The sequence below is a fragment of the Xanthomonas sp. Leaf148 genome, from assembly GCF_001423585.1.
Classification (GTDB): Bacteria; Pseudomonadota; Gammaproteobacteria; order Xanthomonadales; family Xanthomonadaceae; genus Xanthomonas.
In genome coordinates this window covers 169,842-190,691 of sequence record NZ_LMOP01000010.1, presented here as the reverse complement: position 1 = coordinate 190,691, position 20,850 = coordinate 169,842, and the positions used below count along the sequence as shown (strand labels likewise).

The following is a 20,850-nucleotide window of genomic DNA, read 5'->3' as shown; positions in this document are numbered from 1 at the left end:
CGCACCCGGGCGCGACAGCGCCTTACCGATAGCACCTCTGCGCGCACCAGCCCGCGCCTACGGCAGGCGCGTATCCAACAGCATCTATCGACGCGATCGCCGCACCATCGTCAGCGCGAGCAAGCTCAACACCGCGGCACCGCCCAGGTAGTAACCCACCGCCTGCAGCCCGTAACGCGCTGCCAGTTGCGTGGCCACATACGGCGCCGGGGCCGCACCCAGGATGCTGGCCAGATTGAACGACAGCGACGCGCCGGTATAGCGCACCTCGGTGGGATACAACTCCGCCAGCAAGGTGCCGCAAGGGCCGTAGGTCAGCCCCATGAAGAAGAAGCCCAGCCCGAGAAAAATGAGCACCTGCAATGGGTGATCGGCCTGGAACAACGGCGCAAACGCCAGCCCGAACGCAACGATGGCGATGCTGGCCAGCATCATCGCCAACGGTGCGCCATGCCGATCTCCGAACTTGGCCGACAACGGAATGCCCAGCGCAAAGAACACGATCCCGGCCATCTGCAGCAGCAGGAATTGTTCCTTGTCGTAGCCCAGCGTCTTGGTGCCATAGCCCAATGCGAACACGGTCATCAGATAGAACAACACGAAGGTGGCAAACGCACCCAGCGTGCCGATGATCAACGCCGGCCAATGCTGCGAGATCACGGTGCCCAGCGGCAGCCGTACGCGCGTCTGACGATCCAGGGTTTTCTGAAAGTCCGGTGTTTCGGTAATGCTCAGGCGTACCCACAGCCCGGTCAGCACCAACAAGGCGCTGGCCAGAAACGGCACCCGCCAGCCCCACTGCATGAAGGCCGCATCGTCCAGCAATGCGCCCATGCCAAGGAAGGTGCCGGTGGACAGCAAAAAGCCCAGCGGCGCACCCAGCTGCGGAAACATGCCGTACCACACGCGCTTGCCCGGCGGTGCGTTCTCGGTGGCCAGCAGCACCGCGCCGCCCCACTCGCCGCCCAGGCCCAGCCCTTGACCGAACCGGCACAGCGCCAGCAGCAACGGGGCCCACACTCCGATCTGCGCATAGCCGGGCAATAGACCAATGGCAACCGTGGACAGACCCATCGTCAGCAATGCCGCCACCAGCGTGGCCTTGCGGCCGACCCGATCGCCGAAGTGGCCGAAGACCGCCGAGCCCACCGGCCGCGCGATGAAGGCGACCGCAAAAGTCGCCAGCGACTGCAGCATCGCCGCACTGCCATCGCCCGCCGGAAAAAACAACGTCGGGAACACCAGCACCGCAGCGGTGGCATAGATGTAGAAATCGAAGAACTCGATGGTGGTGCCGATCAGGCTGGCAAACAGCACGCGCGCAGGCGAATTGACGGGCGTGGCGAGTGGCACGGCGGCAGTCATCGTGAGTCGGCATCCATCAGACAAGACGGCCGATTCTGGCAGATCGCGGCAGTGGTTTGCGCGGACCAACCGGCCTGCAAAAAGTTACAGGCGTGACCGCCTGGCGCGTGGGCCATGCCATCCTCATCCCTAAAGGGTGGCCGACAAAACGTAGTGAGCAGTCGTCAGATGAGGAAGGATGGCGTGCTAAGAATGCGTTGATTGAAAGGCGGATGATCTGCGACTTGGCTGCCGGGCCCTCACTCGCCAACGATCGCGGGAAACGCCGCAAGTACGGACTGGTCGGACAACGAAGATAGATCACTTGTAGAGCTGATGATCTTCAGCTTGGCTGCAGGGTCCTTGCCCGCCCACCATCACGGGACACGCCGCAAGTACGTCCCTGTAGGCTCTTACGCGGCATCCATGCCGCGTAAGGTCCCGCGACGGTGAGCGGGCAAGGACCAGTCGAGAGCGCCGGTGTGCGGATGTTTCAACAGAGCAACCGTTAACTGTCTGCTGCAGTGTCTTCGTTCTTCGATAACGTCACCAGCCAACTATCTGGTGCGGTGCCCTCGCCGATTGCGGGACCGTTGGCGGCATGGATGCCGCCATCGAGCCCCCAGGGACGGGTTCACGGCGTGTCCCGCGAGCGGTGAGGGCACCGCGCACTCGATTGCCTAAGCTTTCAACCTGGCAGCCAAAAGTCCCGCGATGGTGGCTGGGCAAGGAGCAGTCAGGCATATCGGCGTGCATGGTTTTCAACAAACAACCAGCAAGTTATTCAGCCGCCTTGCGGCGCTTGCGGCGCTTGCGCCGTTTTGCGCTGTGCGTGCTCTGCCAACCCGGCCGGCGTCAACACCGCAAATTGTCGATCGCCGCGCTCTTCCACGTTAATCCAGCCCGGGCCTGGCTGGCCATCCAGGTTGGCACTGCCCAGCCACGCGAGCGTGCGCAACAACACGCTCATGCGCACGCCCAGCTGCTTGCACAGCCTCGACAGCGACACGCCCTCGGGCGTGTCGGCAAGCGCCTGCAGCAGCTGCGCGGTGAGCTGCGGATCAGCGGACAAGCACCGCTCCGATATCGCGCGGTGCCGCGTCGGCGGTTTCGGCGCGATGCGGCAGCACGATCACCGGAATCGACTTGGAGGTCGGTGTGCGTGCTTCGTCGGCAAAACTCGACAGCGGCACCAGCGCATTGGTTTCCGGGTAATACGCGGCCAGACAGCCGCGCGGAATATTGTAGTCCACCAACAAGAAGCGCCGCGCCTCGCGATGCACGCCGTCTTCGCACAGGCTTTCCAGATCCACCCAATCGCCAGCCTTCATGTTCAACGCGGCAATATCGGCGCCGTTGATGAACAGCACGCGGCGCTCGCCGAACACGCCACGGTAGCGATCGTCCAGCCCGTAAATAGTGGTGTTGTACTGATCGTGCGAGCGCGTGGTGGCGAGCGTAAACACCATCTGATCGCCCCGCGAACGCCGCGCGCGATGGATCGGGTTGTCGGTGGGCACCGCGTGCGCTTTGAACACCGCACGCTGCTCGGGCGTGACCCAGTTACGGTCGCGCGCGGTGTTGGACAGGCGGAAGCCGCCCGGCGTGCGCACGCGCTGATTGAAGTCGGCAAAGTCCGGAAACACCTGCGCAATCAGCTCGCGCACGCGGTCGTAATCGCCCACCAGCCAACGCCAGCGGATCGCGCTGCGCGCGCCCAACGTGGCTTCGGCCATGCGCGCCACGATCGCCGGCTCGGACAGCAGATCCGGCGAGGCCGGCGGATTGATGCCGGCCGACAGGTGCACCATGCTCATCGAATCCTCCACCGTCACGCCTTGCGAGCCGGCGTCCTGGATATCGATTTCGGTACGCCCCAGGCATGGCAGGATCAACGCATCGCGCCCATGCACCAGGTGGCTGCGATTGAGCTTGGTGGTGACGTGCACGGTGAGTTCGCAGTTGCGCAGCGCGCGGTGCGTGGCATCGGTATCCGGCGTGGCGGCGGCGAAGTTGCCGCCCATCGCGAAGAACACCTTGCCGCGCCCATCCAGCATCGCCTCGATCGCACCGACGGTGTCGAAGCCGTCTTCGCGCGGCGGCGCAAACCCGAACACCGACTGCAGCTTGTCCAGAAACGCGGCCGGCGGTTTTTCGTAGATCATCATCGTGCGGTCGCCCTGCACGTTGCTATGCCCGCGCACCGGGCACACGCCTGCGCCGGGACGGCCCAGGTGGCCGCGCAGTAGCAGCAGGTTGGTGATCATGTGGATGGTGGCCACCGAGTGCTTGTGCTGGGTAATGCCCATGCCCCAGCACGCGATCACGCGCTCGGCCTTCAGGTAGATCTCGCCGGCCTTGCGCAACTGCGCTTCGTCCAGGCCGGATTCTTCGACAATGGTGTCCCAGGCTTCCGCATGCACATCGGCAGCGAATGCGTCGAAATTAGCGGTGTGCTCGGCAATGAACTCCAGATCCAGCAAGCGCGGCGTGCCATCGCGCTGGGCCTGCGCATCGCGCTCCAGCACATGCTTGATGATGCCCTTCAACGCCGCCAGGTCGCCGCCGATCTTGAGTTGGAAATAATCCGAGGCAATGCGCGTGGAGCCGTTGTGCAGCATCTCCAGCTTGTCTTGCGGGTCGGCGAACTTTTCCAGCCCGCGCTCGCGCAGCGGATTGAACGCGGCAATCGCCGCGCCGCGCTTGGAGGCCTGGCGTAACTCGCCCAGCATGCGCGGGTGATTGGTGCCCGGGTTCTGGCCGAAGATGAAGATCGCATCGGCCAGCTCGAAATCGTGCAACGACACCGTGCCCTTGCCCACACCGATCTGCGAACGCAGCGCGGTGCCGGATGGCTCGTGACACATGTTGGAGCAGTCCGGGAAGTTATTGGTGCCGAACTCGCGGACGAACAACTGATACAAAAACGCCGCTTCGTTGCTGGTGCGCCCTGAGGTATAGAAGATCGCCTCATCCGGGGTCGCCAGGCCATTGAGATGGCCCGCGATCTGCGCAAACGCATCGTCCCAGCTCACCGGCACATAGTGGTCGGTGGCGGCGTCGTAGCGCATCGGGTGGGTCAACCGGCCCTGCCCTTCCAGCCAATAGTCGCTGTACTGCGACAACAGGCTGACGCTGTGCGAGGCGAACACTTCCAGCCCGGCGCGGCGCGCGGTGGATTCGGCGGCCACGGCCTTGGCGCCGTTTTCGCAGAATTCGAAGGTGGAGGTATGGTCGCGATCCGGCCAGGCGCAGCCCGGGCAATCAAATCCGTCCGGCTGGTTCGCATGCAGCAGCGTCTTGGCGCCCTGCACTGCGATGTCCTGCTCCATCAGGTGCTTGGCCACCGAGCGCAATGCGCCCCAGCCGCCCGCGGGATTGTCGTACTGCTTGATGGTTTTCTTGCTCATGCGGGCTCTCCCACGGCAACGCCCAGATCCAGGCGTTGTGGATGGCTGTAAACAACACAATCGTGATTGCGGGCAAACCCGATCAGGGTCAGTCCCGCGCTGTCGGCCAGGCTGATCGCCAGCGCGGTAGGTGCCGAAATCGCTGCCAGCAGCGGAATTCGGGCCTGCGCGGCTTTCATGGCCATTTCATAACTGGCGCGGCTGGTGACCACCGCAAACCCTTGCGATGCATCGATGCGCGCGCGCGCCAATGCACCGATCAATTTGTCCAACGCGTTATGGCGCCCGACGTCTTCGCGAACCAACTGCACCACTCCGTTCGCATCGGCCCAACCGGCGGCGTGCACCGCGCCGGTCTGCGCGGCGATCGGCTGCTGCGCGTGCAACGCATCCAGCGCACGCGCCAACGCATCGGCGTCGATCTGCAGCGTCGACTGCACGCGCGGCGGCACACGCAGCACCGCCTCGATCGATTCATTGCCGCACACGCCGCAACCGCTGCGTCCATCCAGATTGCGCCGCCGCTGGTCCAACGCGGCCGCGCGCTCGGGCGGGATCTCGATCTGCAGCGAAGCGCCTTCCAGAAAGGTCTCCACCGCAACCACGCGCAAGTCCTGCGCGTGATCGACGATGCCTTCGCTCAACGAGAACCCGAGCGCGAAATCCTCCAGGTCCTCCGGCGTCGCCATCATCACCGCGAACGGCACCTGGTTGTAGATCAGGGCAACCGGCATTTCGGCCGCCACCATGTCTTGCACCGTGGCACCGCGACCGCCGCGATGGCGGACAACCGTGCGCACCACACTACCGGGGCGCACTGTGCGGGAAGACGGACTGGTCATCTCACCTCAATGAAACAGCACAAAGGCTTTCTGCAGCGTCACCCAGATACCGAACGCCATCGGGATGCCAACCGCCAACCAAGCGAACGCGACCACTGCGGGGTTGCCGCCATGCCCGATCCGCGCCATCTGTTCCGGCGGCAGCACCGCATGCCCGCTGCGGTCGACCTTCTCGTGCGCCAGCTGCTTTTCGCGTGCCAGTTCGTCGGGCGTCATGAAGTGACGCGCAGCCACCGGGCGCACCAACAGATTGCAGATCAGGCCGAGCACGAGCATGCCGGCGAGGATGTACATGGTGGTGTTGTAGACCTGTGACGGCGGGCTGCCGTGCGCCAATTGGTACTCGCGCATGTAACCCACCACCACCGGGCCGAGGATGCCGGCGGTGGCCCAGGCGGTCAGCAGACGGCCGTGGATGGCGCCGACCATCTGGGTACCGAACAGGTCGGCCAGATAGGCCGGAATGGTGGCGAAGCCGCCGCCGTACATCGACAGGATGATGCAGAAGATGCCCACGAACAGCGCGATGCCGCCCACGCCACCGGCCGACGGCGCCGCTGCGTACAGGCAGATGCCCAGCAGGAAGAACAGCGTGTAGGTGTTTTTGCGGCCGAGCTTGTCGGACATGCTGGCCCAGAAGAAGCGGCCACCGATGTTGAACAGGCTGAGCAGACCGGTGAAGCCTGCCGCGATCGCCGCGATGCTGGCCAGCTGAGCCGTATCCAGGCTGCCGAAGCCGATGTCCACGCCGATCAACCGGCCGCCGAACACTTCCTGCAGCATCGGCGAGGACATGCCGATCACGCCGATCCCCGCTGAGACGTTCAGGCACAACACGCCCCACAGCAGCCAGAACTGCGGAATGCCCCAGACCTTGCTGACGTGCACGTGGTTGGCGGTGATCATGGCGTTGGTGCTGGCCACCGGCGCGGTCCAGCCGGCCGGGGTCCAACCGCTCGGCGGCACGCGATACCCGAAGGCGCCGGCCATCATGAAGACGAAGTACAGCGCGGCCATGACCAGGAAGGTTTCCATCACGCCCACCGAGGTGGGTGTGGCGAAGTGGCGCATCAGCGCATCGGCCAGCGGGCTGCCGATCATCGCGCCGCCGCCAAAGCCCATGATCGCCATGCCGGTCGCCATGCCGCGACGGTCCGGGAACCATTTGATCAGGGTCGACACCGGCGAGATGTAGCCCAGCCCCAGACCGATACCACCGATCACGCCCGAACCCAGCCACAACATCCAGATCTGATGGAAGTGGATACCGGCCGCCGAAATCACCAGGCCGCCACACCAGCACAGCGCCGAAACCACACCGGCCTTGCGCGGGCCGGCACGTTCCAGCCAACCGCCCCAGATCGCCGCCGAGCAGCCCAGCAGCACGAAGAACAGGGTGTACATCCACTGCAGCTCGCTGATCTTCCAGTCGCAGGTGGTCGCCACCATGCGCGCGAACAGACCCATGTCGGCCGGGCAGGCAATCGCTTCGGTGATCCCCAGCGCCTTGGACAGCGGCAGCCAGAACACGCTGAAGCCGTAGGCCATGCCGATGCACAGATGGATCGCCAGCGCAGCCGGCGGGACCAGCCAACGATTGAACCCCGGACGCGCAATGATGCGCTCCTTGGATAGCAGACCGGCGTCTGCGCCACTGGCTGTCGCCACGGTGGACCCTTGCGTCATTCCCATTCCCCAAAAATAAAGTGCGATGAACTGCGATAAAGACGATTGACGGCTGCGATCGTTTAGCGTGTTGCGATATAAGCAGCGGCGACGACCAGGCCCAACCAGCGGTTGTCTGGCGCATCATCGGCAATCCTTGCAGCTTTGCAATGCTTGGCGACGCCTCGCAGCGTTCCAACGCATTGCCACACACACGCCACGCAAGCGTTCCTTGAGATTAGCGGCCGGCGCTGCGACTAATTGACTAGTTCTTATGCATTAGATCGATGGGCATCCGCCAGGCCTGCGCGGGCATATCGCCCATTCCTGCCCGCGGCGGGGTGACGCCCGAGGCGATGGCTGGGTACAGTCGGGCGACCCCCGTGACGGAGCCGGCCATGCACGACCCACTTCCGCGCGACGATGCGCCTGCGCTGCAGACACCGGCGCAGCTGGATGCGTTCTGGATGCCGTTCACCGCCAACCGGCAATTCAAGGCGCGCCCTCGCCTGCTCGCCTCGGCCGCCGGCATGTACTACCGCGATGTCGACGGCCGGCAGATCCTGGATGGCACCGCAGGCTTGTGGTGCTGCAATGCAGGACACGCGCGCGAACGCATCGTGGCGGCGATCCGCGCGCAGGCCGGCACGCTGGATTTCGCCCCGACCTTTCAGATGGGCTCACCGCTCCCGTTCGTGCTGGCGCAGCGCCTGGCCGCCATCGCGCCGCCCAGCCTGGGCCATGTGTTCTTCACCAACTCCGGCTCGGAAGCGGTGGATAGCGCGATGAAGATCGTCCTGGCCTACCACCGCCTGCGCGGCGAGGGCCATCGCACCCGCTTTATCGGCCGCGAGAAGGCGTATCACGGGGTCGGCTTCGGCGGCATGTCGATCGGCGGGCTGCCCAACAACCGCAAGTGGTTCGGCCCGCTGCTGGCCGGCACCGATCATCTGCGCCACACCCTGGATCTGCAGCGCAACGCCTACTCGCGCGGGCTGCCGACGCACGGCGCGGAGCTGGCCGACGACCTGGAACGGCTGATCACCCTGCACGACGCCTCCACCATCGCCGCGGTGTTCGTCGAACCGGTGTCCGGCTCGGCCGGGGTGATCCTGCCGCCGGAAGGCTACCTGCAACGGCTGCGCGCCATCTGCGACCGCCACGGCATCCTTCTGGTGTTCGACGAGGTGATCACCGGCTTCGGCCGCGTCGGCGACGCGTTCGCCGCGCAGCGCTTCGGCGTCACGCCCGACATCATCACCGCCGCCAAGGGGCTGACCAGCGGCACCGTGCCGATGGGTGCGGTGCTGGTGGCCGATGCGATCCATGACGCGTTCATGCACGGGCCGCAAAACGCCATCGAACTGTTCCATGGCTATACCTACTCCGGTCACCCGCTGGCCTGTGCGGCCGCGATTGCGACCCTGGACACCTATGCCGAGGACGGGCTGTTTTCGCGTGCGATCACGCTCGGCCCGCAGTGGGAAGACGCGCTGCACAGCCTGCGTGGGCTGCCGCACGTGATCGACATCCGCAACGTCGGCCTGATCGGTGCCATCGAACTGGCGCCGCGCGATGGCGCCCCCGGTGCACGCGGCTACGAGGTGTTCGAGCGCTGCTTCCACGACGGCGGACTGCTGGTGCGCGTCACCGGCGATGTCATCGCGCTGTCGCCACCGTTGATCGTCACCCCCGAGCAGATCGGGCAGATGGTCGAGACGCTGGCCGGCATCCTGCGCCTGGTGGACTGAGCGCGGCCGGCGGCATGGGTGCGTTGCAGGCAGAGGCACGCGGGCCCTGGCCGCGCGCTGCATGGGCTTCATCGCGTCGGCTCCCGCCGTACGCGCCGCTCGCCTGAAGAAAGCCGGTGACGGCGCGCGTGGCCGTTCCACGACGGCGCTCGCGTGTCACGGGCGCGGGCACCACGTCAAGCGCGCAAAGCCGGAGCAGGCTCTCTACAATGCCGGCCCCGCACTCCCCCCGCAGTTGCCCCATGAACATCGTTGTCAAAGAAGAACTCAAGGCCTACATCGACCCGCTGACACCCGACGAGCACGAGGCGCTGGAGCGCAGCCTGCTGGCCGAAGGCTGTCGCGATGCCTTGGTGTTGTGGGGCGATGTGCTGGTGGACGGCCACAACCGCTACGGCCTCTGCCAGAAGCACGGCCTGCCGTTCCAGACCGTGCAGAACCCGCGCTTCCAGTCGATGCAGGACGTGCACCTGTGGATGATCGAGCAGCACCTTGGCCGGCGCAGCGTGTCCGACTTCCAGCGTGGCGTGCTGGCGCTGCGCAAGCGCGAGATCCTCGCCGCCCGCCAGCGCACCCAGCGCGAGGCCGATGCCGCCGCCGAGGCGCCGGTGGTGGATGACGCACAGGCCGATACCGGCCTCGACGACAGCGCAGCCCGCGCGAGCGACGACACCGACAGCCCGCCGTGGGAGGAAACCTCCACCCCGGTGAGCCGCGCCGAGCTGGCACGCGAAGCACGCCTGAGCAGCAATCAGGTGGTGATGATCGAGCGCATCCACAAACAGGCCGCGCCGGAAGTGGTGCAGGCAGTGAAGGCCGGCGAGATCTCGATCAGCGCCGCAGCCGCCGTGGCCACGCTGTCGGAAGACGAACAACGCGCCGCCGCGCAGGCCGGTAAGGCCGAACTCAAACAGGCCGCCAAGCGCGTGCGCGACGCCAAGCGCAAACCCAAGGCCGACGAGGCCGAAGGCGGCGAAGCCGAGCGCCGCGACGTCAAGGCCTTGCAGCGCCGCGTCACCGAACTGGAAAACGAAAACGTCGCACTGCAGTCCAAGGTGACCGCATTGCAAGCGCAGCTGGAGCGCCTGCGCGGCTGAGTCCGCGCATCCACTCGCCAACAGCCATCACGTAGGAGCGCACCTGGGCGCAATGGGCGTTCCCAGGAAAGCCTGTCGCGCCCGGGTGCGCTCCTACGACGGCAACAGACGCTTGGTCGCACCGTTGCAAGAGCAGCCATAGCATCTGTGCGGCCGAGAGCACGCACCCGCTAACTAACAGCCATCCCGTAGGAGCGCACCTGGGCGCGACGGGCAGTCCCGATAAAGCCCGTCGCGCCCGGGTGCGCTCCTACGACGGCAACAGACGCTTGGTCGCACAGTTGCAAGCGCAGCTGGAGCACGGGCACCGAAGGCGCGGCCACCGGCAGCCGCCCGCGACGTCGCCCACCTGCCGTGGACATGCCCTGGTCAAACGACTGGGTACACTTCGCGGATGGAACCCAGTCTCAGCGCTCCCCGCCCCATCGATCCCCGTCGTGCCCAGCTACAGCGCATGAAGCTGTTGGCGGTGGCCTTGCTGCTGGCGATGTTTGCCGGCTTTATCGTCAGTCACCTGATGGGCGAGCAAGGCATCTGGGCGTGGGTGTCGGCCTTCTGCGAGGCGGCGACCGTGGGCGCACTGGCCGACTGGTTTGCGGTGGTGGCGCTGTTTCGCCGTCCGATGGGCTTGCCGATCCCGCACACCGCCATCCTGCCGCGCGGCAAGGAGCGGCTGGCGGATGGGCTGGCGGTATTCGTGCGCGATCAGTTCCTTGCGCCCGCTGCGTTGATGGAAAAGCTGCGCGTGTTCGACCCCGCCAGCCGCCTCGGCGAATGGCTGGCCAAACCCGAGCAGTCGCGCATGCTCGCGCAGATGGCACGCGGCTGGATGTTGCAGGCGCTTGAGCTATTAGACGAAGCTGCCGTGCGCAGCGCCATCCAGCGCTTCGTGGTGGACCGCCTGCGCAAGTGGAATGCTGCCGCGACCGTCGGCGATGTGATGGCGCTGCTCACCACCGACGGGCGCCATCAGAAATTGCTCGACGAAGTGCTGCTGCGGTTGGGCGAATGGCTGGACCAGGAACAGGTCAAGACGCGCGCGTCTGCATTGATCGTGCGGTATGCGCGCCGCGAATGGCCCAAGCTGGTCGGCACAGTGAACTGGATCAAGCCGATCGAAGAGATCGGCGACAGTCTGGCCGACCGCATGGCGCGTGCGGCCATCGAAGAACTCCAGGACATTCTCAAGACGCCCGAGCATCCAATCAGGCTCGACTATGAAGCGTGGCTGCAAGGCTACATCGCGCGCCTGCGTGACGAACCGGAAATGGCTGCGCGTGTAGAAGAACTCAAGCAACGTGCCATCCAACATCCCGCGCTGCAGGAATACGTGCAAGGCCTGTGGGGCGAGATCCGCGATGCGCTGCGCAACGATCTGGCGCGTGAAGAGTCGTCGATGGCTGCGCACATGGAGCGCTCCATGCAATCGCTCGGCCAGGCGTTGTCGCAAGATCCGTCACTGCGCGACGCACTCAACCAGCATATGCTGCAGGCAGCCGACAAACTCACCACGCGCCTGCGCGCATCGGTCACCGAGCACATTGCATCGACAGTGAAAAGTTGGGACGAACGTCACCTCGTCGAACAATTGGAATTGGGTGTCGGACGCGATCTGCAATACATTCGCTTCAACGGCACGTTGGTCGGTGGATTGATCGGCCTTGCGCTTCATGCATTATCGATTTGGCTATCGTTCTGATGCACTGAGATGACGTTGATCGCCCAACAGGCTAGCGTGCAGCAACTGGGGAGACTGCACGCAGCCGGATAATCGTCAGGCGGTACCGCGAGGTCGACGTTGCCGTCGGCCAGGACACTGGGCACGCAACAGGCAAGGCGAAGGAACGAAAATGCCGAATGGCCGCTGGGATCTGCGCAGGAAATACGGGCGCCGCGTCTTTATCAGCGCACTGCTGATCCTTACCGCAGGTTTGATCGCCGCCATCGTCACGGGGGTCTGGCTGCAGCGGCATAACGAGCTCGAGCGCGAGCAACGCTTTCAGTATGTCGTGCGCAGCCTCGCCCGCAATATCAGCGAACGTATGTACACCTTCGAGCACGGCTTGCGCGGCGCGCGCGGTGCGGTGATTGGTGCCGGCAGCGAGGTCATCAGTCGAGATCGCTTCACCCTGTACAGCCGCTCGCGCGATTACGCGCGCGAGTTTCCCGGCGTGCTGGGCTACGGCTACATCCATCGGGTCGCGCCTGCCGACGAGGACGCGTTCTTGCAGACCGCGCGCGCCGACGGAGCACCGGATATCCACCGCCGCTTGCTGGCGCCGTGGGATGGCGAACGTTACATCGTGCTGTACTTCGAACCCGAGTCGTCGGGCAATCGCCCCATCGGTCTGGATATCGCATCCGAACCGCGCCGTCGCGCCGCCGCATTGCAGGCCGCACGCAGCGGCGAGCCGATCATGACCTCACCGGTCTCGCTGTCGGGCTATCGCGTGCCCAACGAGAGCGGCTTTCTGGTCTTGCTGCCGGTGTATCGCGAAGGCATGCCGCTGCAAACGCCACAGCAACGCATGGCTGCCACCAACGGCTGGGTGTATGCGCCTTTCAGCGTCGAGCAGATGGTGAAAAGCGCATTGGGCGAACGCGACGATGTGGCGCTGGATCTGTCCGATCGCAACGAGCCGACCCATAACTTTTATCGCAGCGGCACTCCGGCCGGCGACAGCGCGCGCTGGCGGCCGGTGGTGCAGCTGTTGCCCATCTACGGGCGCACCTGGATCGTCACCGCCCACCCCACGGCCAGCTTTGTGGCGTCGCTCAACCAGACCTCGCCTTGGCTGGTGGGCGGCCTGGTCATGGCAGCGTCCTCCCTGTTTGCCGCACTGCTGGGGCTGTACTTCAGCAACGGGCTGCGCCGCGAAGAGGTGTTGCGCAAACAGATGGAGCTGGCCGCGCTGGTCAGCCATTCCAGCGAAGCCATCGTGGCCGAAACTCCGGATGGCCGCATCACCCACTGGAACCCGGCCGCAGAAGCGATGTTCGGTTACACCGCCGAGGAGGCGATCGACCAGGACCTGACGCTGCTGCTGTCGCCGCAACCGTATGCGATGCCGCAGATCGAGCACGCCGATGAAGCGTACCCGACCAATGCCTCGGCCGCACAGAGCATGCGCCACCGCGATGGCCATCACGTGCATGTGCTGGCGAGCAAGGCACCCATCATCGAACCGGATGGCACGCTTAGCGGTCACTCGCATTTTTTCCGCGATATCTCAGAGCGGGTACGGTCGCATCAACGCATCGTCGACCTCAATGCCTCGCTCGAACATCAGGTGGCCGAGCGCACCAGCGAGCTGGTGAAGTTCTCGGTCTTGCAGCGCGCGATTCTGGCGCATGCCGGTTACGCCATCATCGCCACCGACTCCAGTGGATTTGTCACGCTGTTCAATCGCGCCGCAGAAAAGCTGCTCGGCTATAACGCAGAGGATGTGATCGGCCGGCGCAAGGCCAGCCAGTTCGTCGAACCGGAAGAACTGCAGGACCGTGCGCATCTGCTCTCCGAGCAGACCGGGGTGCCGGTGGCGCACACGCTGGAAGCGGTGGCTGCGCTCACCAGCCTCGGCCGCAGCGATACCAGCGAGTGGACCTATGTCGGTTACGACGGCCGCCGCCTGCCGGTGCTGCTGACCCTGAGCACATTGCGCGACGACAATGACCAGGTGATCGGTTACCTCGGCGTTGCGGTGGATCTCACCGAGCAAAAACTGCACGAAAAACAGCTGCGTCTGGCAATGGATGCCGCCAAGAGCGCCAATCAGTCCAAGTCCGATTTCCTGGCCAACATGAGCCACGAAATCCGCACCCCGATGAATGCCATCCTGGGCATGTTGTATCTGCTTCAGCGCAGCGAGCTTCCTGGCGCGGCGCAGGACATGGTCACCAAGATCGATCGCTCCGCACGTACCTTGCTGGAAATCATCAACGACATCCTGGACTTCTCCAAGATCGAGGCCGGGCGCATCGACCTGGAACGCGCGCCGTTCGATCTCAACCAGTTGTTCGACAATATCGCCGACCTGATGCGCTCCTCGCTCAGCGCCAAACCGGTGGAGATGATTGTCGAGCCGTTGCCGCGCGACAGCCGCTGGCTGCTGGGCGATGCGCTGCGCATCAACCAGGTGCTGGTCAATCTGGTCGGCAACGCGATCAAGTTCACCGAGCAGGGCGAAGTGGTGCTGTCGGTGCGGCGCTTCCCCAGCGGCGATCCCAACAAGGTCAAGCTGCTGTTCTCCGTGCGCGACACCGGCATCGGCATTTCCAAGGAAAAGCAGAGCCTGATCTTCTCGCCGTTTCTGCAGGCCGACACCTCGACCAGCCGACGCTATGGCGGCAGCGGTCTGGGCCTGACCATCAGCCGACGGCTGATCGAACTGATGGGCGGCGAGCTGGAAGTGGAAAGCGTGCCCGGCCGCGGCAGCGAGTTCTATTTCGTGGTGACCCTGGAGAAGGCCGCGCCACCCAAGGCGCAGCAAGACCTGCCGGCGCTACCGCCGGAAGCGATGCCGCGCGTGCTGATCGCCGACGACCACGATGCCGCGCTCAGCAATCTGGTGCGGATCACCACCGACCTGGGCTGGCGCGTGGATGCAGTGGCCAGCGGCCAGGCCGCGCTGCAGGCGATCGAACAGGCCAGCGAGCCCTACGACATTTTCCTGCTCGACTGGCGCATGCCCGACATCGATGGCGTGGCGATCGCGCGCGAAATCCGCGCACGTGCCGCCCCTGGTCCGCATCCGGTGATCGTCATGGTCACCGCCTACGAGCGACGTCTGCTGGAACAGCATCCCGAGCAACAGGATCTGGACGCGGTGATGACCAAGCCGGTGACCAGCGCGGCATTGCATCGTCTGGTGGAACAGCTGGTCGACGAGCGCCCCGGTGCACGTCCGGTCACGCCCACCTTCGTGGCACGGCGGCTGGAGGGCACGCACCTGTTGCTGGTCGACGACAGCGAGATCAACTGCGAGGTGGCGCAGCGCATTCTTGAGGGCGAAGGCGCCATGGTCACCGTCGCCCACGATGGCGAGCAGGCGGTCAACACCCTCAAGCGCGCGCCGGATCTGTTTCATCTGGTGTTGATGGATGTGCAGATGCCGGTGGTGGACGGCTACGAAGCTACTCGCCGGCTGCGGCAGATCCCTGCCCTGGCCAGCCTGCCGGTGATCGCGCTGACCGCTGGCGCATTCCGCCCGCAACAGGAAAAAGCGCTGGAAGCGGGCATGAACGGTTTTATCGCCAAGCCCTTCAATGTCGAGGAACTGGTCACCGCCATTCGTCACTTCATGCATCCCGGGATGAAGCGCATTCCATCGCTGCCGCACGAAACCGAACTGGCGGCCGGCCCCGAGTGGCAGCACGACGATCCCGAGCTACTGGACGCCGCGCGCGCGCGCAGCCTGTGGCGCGACCGCGAGCCGTACGCGCGTTACCTGAGCAAGCTGCTGCGCGACAACCCGGACCCGGCCGAAGTCGCGGCCGAACACCTGCGCCGCAACGAACTGCCTGCCATCGGCGCAATGGCGCACAAGTTGCGTGGTGCGGCGGGCTCGCTGGCGCTGCCGGCACTGGCCGGTGCTGCAAGCGATCTGGAAACGCGTATCGAAGATGGTCAAGACATCACCGCCTCGTTGATTTCGCTCAAGGATGTGATGCAGCGTACCGCCGAGGCGATTGGCGTCTTTTTGCAAGACGACGAAACCACTGCAGCGGCCAACGACGACGCAGTCGCGCTGGACGCCGGCAGCCTGCAGATCCTGGAGGTGGCTCTTTCCACCGACGACGCCGACAAGATCGACCACGCGCTGCTGATCTGCGCACCGCACCTGCCGCCTGCGTTGCAGGAAGAACTGCAACGCGCCGTGGAGGACTTCGACTTCCGCCGCGCGCAGGCCACCCTGCACGACTGGCAAGCCACCCACCCACGCTGACGGCGATCTCCCGTGCCGTCTGCAAGGATTCCCCCATGCCGTCCCGTCCCCTGCTGTGTGTCGACGACGAGTCCAGCAACCTGGCGACCCTGCGCCAGCTGCTGCGTGAGGACTTTGCGCTGGTGTTCGCCAAAACCGGGGGCGAAGCGCTGGACGCGGTGGCGCGCCACGCGCCTGCGTTGATCCTGCTGGATGTCGAACTCCCCGACATGGATGGCTATGCGGTGGCGCGCACGCTCAAGCAGCAACCCTCCAGCAATGCCATCCCGATCCTGTTCGTGACCTCACGTAACAGCGAGCACGACGAGCGCGCCGGGTTGGAAGCGGGCGCGGCCGATTACGTCAGCAAACCGTACTCGCCGGCCTTGCTCAAGGTGCGCATCAACACCCAGCTCAGGCTGGCCGAAAGCGCGCGCCTGGCGCAGCAATACCGCGATGCGATCCATCTGCTGGGCACCGCCGGCCAAGCCCAGGACGCGGACACCGGCGCGCATATCTGGCGCATGGCGGTGTATGCCCGGGTGCTGGCCGAAACCGCCGGCTGGTCGCCGCAGCAGGCGCAGATGCTGCAGGATGCCGCGCCACTGCACGACGCCGGCAAGATCGCCGTGCCCGGCAGCATCCTGCACAAGCCCGACACGCTGGACGAGCACGAGCGCTCGGTAGTGCGGCAGCACCCGCAGGCCGGACACGACCTGCTACGGCACGGCCGCGGACCGGTCTTCCAGATGGCCGCCGAAATCGCATTGCATCACCACGAATGCTGGGACGGCAGCGGCTATCCCACCGGCCTGGCCGGCGAGGCCATTCCGGAATCGGCACGCATCGTCGCAGTAGCCGATGTGTTCGACGCGCTGTGCGGACGGCGCGCCTACAAAGCGCCGTGGACGGTGGAAGACGCGATGCGCAAGTTGGAAAGCATGTCGGGCAAGCAACTGGAACCGCGCCTGGTGCAGCATTTTCGCGAGTCCCTGGCGCGGATCCTGCAGGTCAAGGAGGCCTGGGACAGCCCGACCGCACAGCGCTGATCCCACACTTTAGGAAGCGCTGCGGGCTGCACAGTGCTTGTTAGTTGGTGCTTGTTACTTGTTACTTGTTACTTGGTGCTTGTTGCTTGTTGCTTGTTACTTGGTGCTTGGTGCTTGGTGCCGGCCATCGCAGCATGGTCGGCATGCATATCACTTCCCTTCTCCCACCGGGAGAAGGTGGCGCGCAGCGCCGAATGAGGGTACGACGCAGCCATCGCCATCCAATGAACCTAGGCGTTGCTTTGCGCGCTATGCCATTTGCTTTGTCGCTGCCTAGCAACCGCCCCGCCCCACACGGAAATCTACCTTCCCTTCTCCCACCGGGAGAAGGTGGCGCGCAGCGCCGGATGAGGGTACGACGGAGCCATCGCCATCCAATGAACCTGGGCGTTGCTTTGCACGCTATGCCAGTCACTTTCTCGCTGCCTAGCAACCGCCTCGCCCCGCACGGAAACCTACGTTCCCTTCTCCCACCGGGAGAAGGTGGCGCACAGCGCCGGATGAGGGTACGACGCAGCCATCGCCACCCAATGAACCTGGGCGTTGCTTTGCGCGCTATGCCAGTCGCTTTGTCGCTGCCTAGCAACCACCGCCACCCGCACGGAAACCTGCATTCCCTTTTCCCACCGGGAGAAGGTGGCGCAAAGCGCCGGATGAGGGTACGACGCAGCCATCACCACCACGCCCCCAGCTGTCGCCTCCACGCAGTGCCGTTGCTATCCCGCGCGCCACCACACGACCGGCTCGAACATTGGTGCATCCTTTCCGACCGAGAACGCGGCCAATCTGCGAGAGAGGAAGCAGCGCTCCGGCGAGCATCCTCCATCCACTGAAGACGACCGCACGCGCCCTGCCCCAGCAGCTCGCCCCCAGCACAGCCAACGCCGGCCACACTCCCAACCGCACGCAGCGTTGCCGCCACGCGCTTGAACCGTGCGCCACGCAGGCGGACAATGCCCATGCTGCGCCGCACAACACCGTGCGACGCGGGCCGATCCGGCGCCTCCAGGCGTCGTGGACACGGCCCGGCAACCGAGAGTCCGATGTCTTCCAGCGTGTCCGAGGCCGGCGTCACGCCGCCGCGTTATCCCGACTACCGCATCATTTCGCTGATCCTGGCCTGCGCCATCTTCATGGAGCAGATGGACGCCACGGTGCTGGCGACCGCACTGCCGACGCTGGCGCGCGACTTCGGCGTTGCCGCGCCAGCCATGAGCATCGCCATGACCAGCTATCTGCTGGCGCTGGCGGTACTGATCCCGGCCAGCGGTGCCATCGCCGACCGCTTCGGCCTGCGCCGCGTGTTCGGCGCTTCGATCTGGGTATTCGTGGGCGGCTCGATCCTGTGTTCGCTAGCCGACAGCCTGCCCACCATGGTGGCCGCACGCGTACTGCAAGGCGCCGGCGGCGCGATGATGGCCCCGCTCGGGCGCTTGATCCTGCTGCGCACCGTGGAGCGCCGCCATCTGGTGTCGGCAATGGCCTGGACGCTTGTCCCCGCCTTCATCGGCCCGATGCTGGGCCCGCCGCTGGGCGGCTTTTTCGTGTCGTATCTGGATTGGCGCTGGATCTTCTACATCAACGTACCGATCGGCATTGCCGGCTTTTTGCTGGTGCGCCGTTTCATCCCGGAAATTCCTACCGACACCGCACCGGCACGCTTCGATCTGCGCGGCTTCGTGTTGTGCGGCATGGCGCTGGGTTGCTTGTTGTTCGGCCTGGAAATGGTCAGCCAGCAGGACGGCATCGGCTTGGCCAGTTGGTTGCTGGCCATCGGCACGGCCGCGTCGGTGGGATATCTGTGGCATGCGCGCCACCACCCGGCACCGCTGCTGGACCTGACCCTGCTGCGCATCGACTCGTTCCGGCTGTCGGTGATCGGCGGTGCGCTGATGCGCATCACCCAGGGCGCGCAGCCGTTCCTGTTGCCGCTGCTGTTCCAGATCAGCTTCGGTTTCTGCGCTGCGCACAGCGGGCGGCTGATTCTGGCCACCGCACTCGGTGCGTTGCTGATGCGCACCATCACCCCGCAATTGCTGCGCCGCTTCGGCTACCGCAACAGCCTGATCGGCAACGGCGTACTGGCCAGCCTGGGCTACATGGTGTGCGCGCTGTTCCGGCCCGACTGGCCGCCGGCGCTGATATTCGGCCTGCTGCTGTGCTGCGGCGCCTTCATGTCGTTCCAGTTCGCCGCCTACAACACCATCGCCTACGAAAACGTGCCCAGCGTGCGTATGAGCCGCGCCAGCAGCCTTTACACCACCTTGCAGCAGCTAATGCTGTCGGTGGGTGTCTGTGCCGGCGCGATGATTCTCAAACTGGCGATGCTGGCCGGCGATCACACCCAACCGGCGCAACGCGATTTTTCGCTGGCGTTCTGCGTGGTCAGCCTGATTTCGCTCAGCGCCACCTGGTGGCATGTGCGCTTCGACAAGAACGCCGGGCAGGAAATGAGCGGACATCGGGCTTCGCGCGGCTGAAACCCCTGTTGCTTAAACGGCGGGCGTGCAGCGCGCCCAGGTTGGCGCTCTGGCACAAGAGATCCAGCATGTGAACGGCGAGCCCGTGAAACTGGCCTTTGTCGACTAAGAGCGGCTAACAAAACGTAGCGAGCAGCGCGGAGGAACCGGAGTGTACGGGTGGTACATGAGGATTCCGAGCACCGGCCGCGCCCGCCTGGCGGCTGCACAGTAGTTTTGTTAGCTGCTCTAAGGGCATACGGCAGATATCCTGCTGCTGCGCTCGAAAAGGGCATCGAACTGCATGTGGTGACGTTGCAGGAAGCGAAGAAAGGTTTCGTGCTTCTGCCACGTCGCTGGGTGGCCGAACGCAGCTTCGGCTGGGTCAACCGCTTCAGGCGGTTGGCCCGGGACTACGAGCGCCTACCTGAGACATTGGCAGGGCTCCACTTCGTGGTCTTCAGCATCCTGATGCAGGGGGAATGCTGCCAACCTGCTCCAACGTCCATAACATGCTCTAGGCGCCGCGAGAACGTCGTCAGTTCTCTAGAATTCCGCTTCCTTGCTAGCAGGTTGAAGCACTTGCTGCCCCAGATTGTTGCCGATGTTGAGGAACCCGATCCCGCCCGACAGCCCTTGTGCTTGCATGGCCTGCGTTTGCACGACCGAAGAATAATCCGCAAAGAAATCGGGCGTGCGCCATTGCGCGGAAATCGATTCGCGGCTGCCACCCAGATCGTTGTTCCAGGTCACGGCTTTCTGCGAACCGGGCGAACCGAACTTGCGCTTGAGCAGCTCCATCACGCGCTGCTGCGCCTCGAACCCCGTGGTGTTGAAGCGCAAGGCGATCACACGCCCGTTCTGCAGTAAAACCAGGCCGCCCGCACCTTCCAGAGAAAAAGCGTCACCTGCGCCCGCGCCGATCGACATGCCGATGGGCGCGACCCACGCCGGGAACTCAGCCGTGGCGAAGACCAGGTAAGCGTATTCGCCTGGCCCGAACTCGGTATTGCCCACGGCCATGTTTGTCGTGCCGGGCGCGACGCACAACCCTGTTGCCGGTGGAGTGGCCTTCAGCGGCTCCGGCGGCGGGGCCGTCAGCTTGTTGAACGCCCTACTCCCTAATCCTGTGCTGCTGCGGCGTGCAGCTGGAGCGGGTAAGGAGAGTTGGCAAATGGGCAGCGTTAATGGCGCCCCTAATTTGATGCCGAATATGTCAGTTTCCGCCGCAGAGACTGAGACGGTAGGCGCCATGGTCAGTAACACGACAAGCAAACTGGCGGCTGCAGTGATACGCATAGGGCTGTAA

At 64.9% G+C, this 20,850-nt stretch carries 12 protein-coding genes and 1 pseudogene; 7 read left to right on the top strand and 6 right to left on the bottom strand.

Annotation, left to right across the window (positions count from 1 at the left end; all coding sequences use genetic code 11):
• Positions 1-84: 84 nt before the first annotated feature.
• The 5 genes from ASF90_RS15010 to ASF90_RS14990 form a co-directional block, all read right to left on the bottom strand.
• Positions 85-1,365, bottom strand: coding sequence for an MFS transporter (locus ASF90_RS15010; protein WP_055851807.1), 1,281 nt, complete (start codon positions 1,363-1,365; stop codon positions 85-87).
• A 763-nt stretch (positions 1,366-2,128) separates the two neighbouring features.
• Positions 2,129-2,416 carry a hypothetical protein gene (locus ASF90_RS15005; RefSeq protein WP_055851804.1) on the bottom strand — a complete coding sequence of 96 codons (288 nt, stop codon included), beginning with the start codon at positions 2,414-2,416 and terminating at the stop codon, positions 2,129-2,131.
• Positions 2,406-4,754 carry an FdhF/YdeP family oxidoreductase gene (locus ASF90_RS15000; protein WP_055851801.1) on the bottom strand — a complete coding sequence of 783 codons (2,349 nt, stop codon included), beginning with the start codon at positions 4,752-4,754 and terminating at the stop codon, positions 2,406-2,408. The genes ASF90_RS15005 and ASF90_RS15000 overlap by 11 nt, the downstream gene beginning before the upstream one ends.
• Positions 4,751-5,596, bottom strand: a complete 846-nt coding sequence (gene fdhD, locus ASF90_RS14995; RefSeq protein ID WP_055851798.1) for a formate dehydrogenase accessory sulfurtransferase FdhD — start codon at positions 5,594-5,596, stop codon at positions 4,751-4,753. The genes ASF90_RS15000 and fdhD overlap by 4 nt, the downstream gene beginning before the upstream one ends.
• Positions 5,597-5,602: 6 nt before the next feature.
• Positions 5,603-7,282, bottom strand: a complete 1,680-nt coding sequence (locus ASF90_RS14990) for an OFA family MFS transporter (RefSeq protein WP_055851795.1) — start codon at positions 7,280-7,282, stop codon at positions 5,603-5,605.
• Positions 7,283-7,659: 377 nt separating this feature from the next.
• Between ASF90_RS14990 and ASF90_RS14985 the strand changes: the two genes are divergently transcribed.
• The 7 genes and pseudogenes from ASF90_RS14985 to ASF90_RS23510 form a co-directional block, all read left to right on the top strand.
• Positions 7,660-9,012, top strand: a complete 1,353-nt coding sequence (locus ASF90_RS14985) for an aspartate aminotransferase family protein (RefSeq protein ID WP_055851792.1) — start codon at positions 7,660-7,662, stop codon at positions 9,010-9,012.
• A 242-nt stretch (positions 9,013-9,254) separates the two neighbouring features.
• The gene (locus ASF90_RS14980; protein ID WP_055851790.1) at positions 9,255-10,109 is read left to right on the top strand and encodes a hypothetical protein; all 855 of its coding nucleotides are present in this window, start codon (positions 9,255-9,257) and stop codon (positions 10,107-10,109) included.
• Between the two features lie 394 nt (positions 10,110-10,503).
• Positions 10,504-11,808, top strand: coding sequence for a DUF445 family protein (locus tag ASF90_RS14975; protein ID WP_055851787.1), 1,305 nt, complete (start codon positions 10,504-10,506; stop codon positions 11,806-11,808).
• Between the two features lie 151 nt (positions 11,809-11,959).
• A complete protein-coding gene (locus ASF90_RS14970; RefSeq protein ID WP_055851784.1) occupies positions 11,960-16,054 on the top strand; it encodes a CHASE domain-containing protein in 4,095 nt (1,364 codons plus the stop codon).
• 35 nt (positions 16,055-16,089) lie between these two features.
• Entirely contained in the window at positions 16,090-17,082 is a 993-nt protein-coding gene (locus tag ASF90_RS14965) for an HD domain-containing phosphohydrolase (RefSeq protein ID WP_055851781.1), read from the top strand.
• 1,043 nt (positions 17,083-18,125) lie between these two features.
• On the top strand, positions 18,126-19,562 hold the full coding sequence (locus ASF90_RS14960) for a DHA2 family efflux MFS transporter permease subunit (RefSeq protein ID WP_055851777.1): 1,437 nt from the start codon (positions 18,126-18,128) through the stop codon (positions 19,560-19,562).
• A gap of 270 nt (positions 19,563-19,832) precedes the next feature.
• A pseudogene (locus ASF90_RS23510) lies at positions 19,833-20,003 on the top strand (transposase); the annotation flags it as partial.
• An 84-nt stretch (positions 20,004-20,087) separates the two neighbouring features.
• Here ASF90_RS23510 and ASF90_RS23890 read toward each other — a convergent pair.
• Positions 20,088-20,840, bottom strand: a complete 753-nt coding sequence (locus ASF90_RS23890) for a hypothetical protein (protein WP_162498445.1) — start codon at positions 20,838-20,840, stop codon at positions 20,088-20,090.
• Positions 20,841-20,850 lie beyond the last annotated feature (10 nt).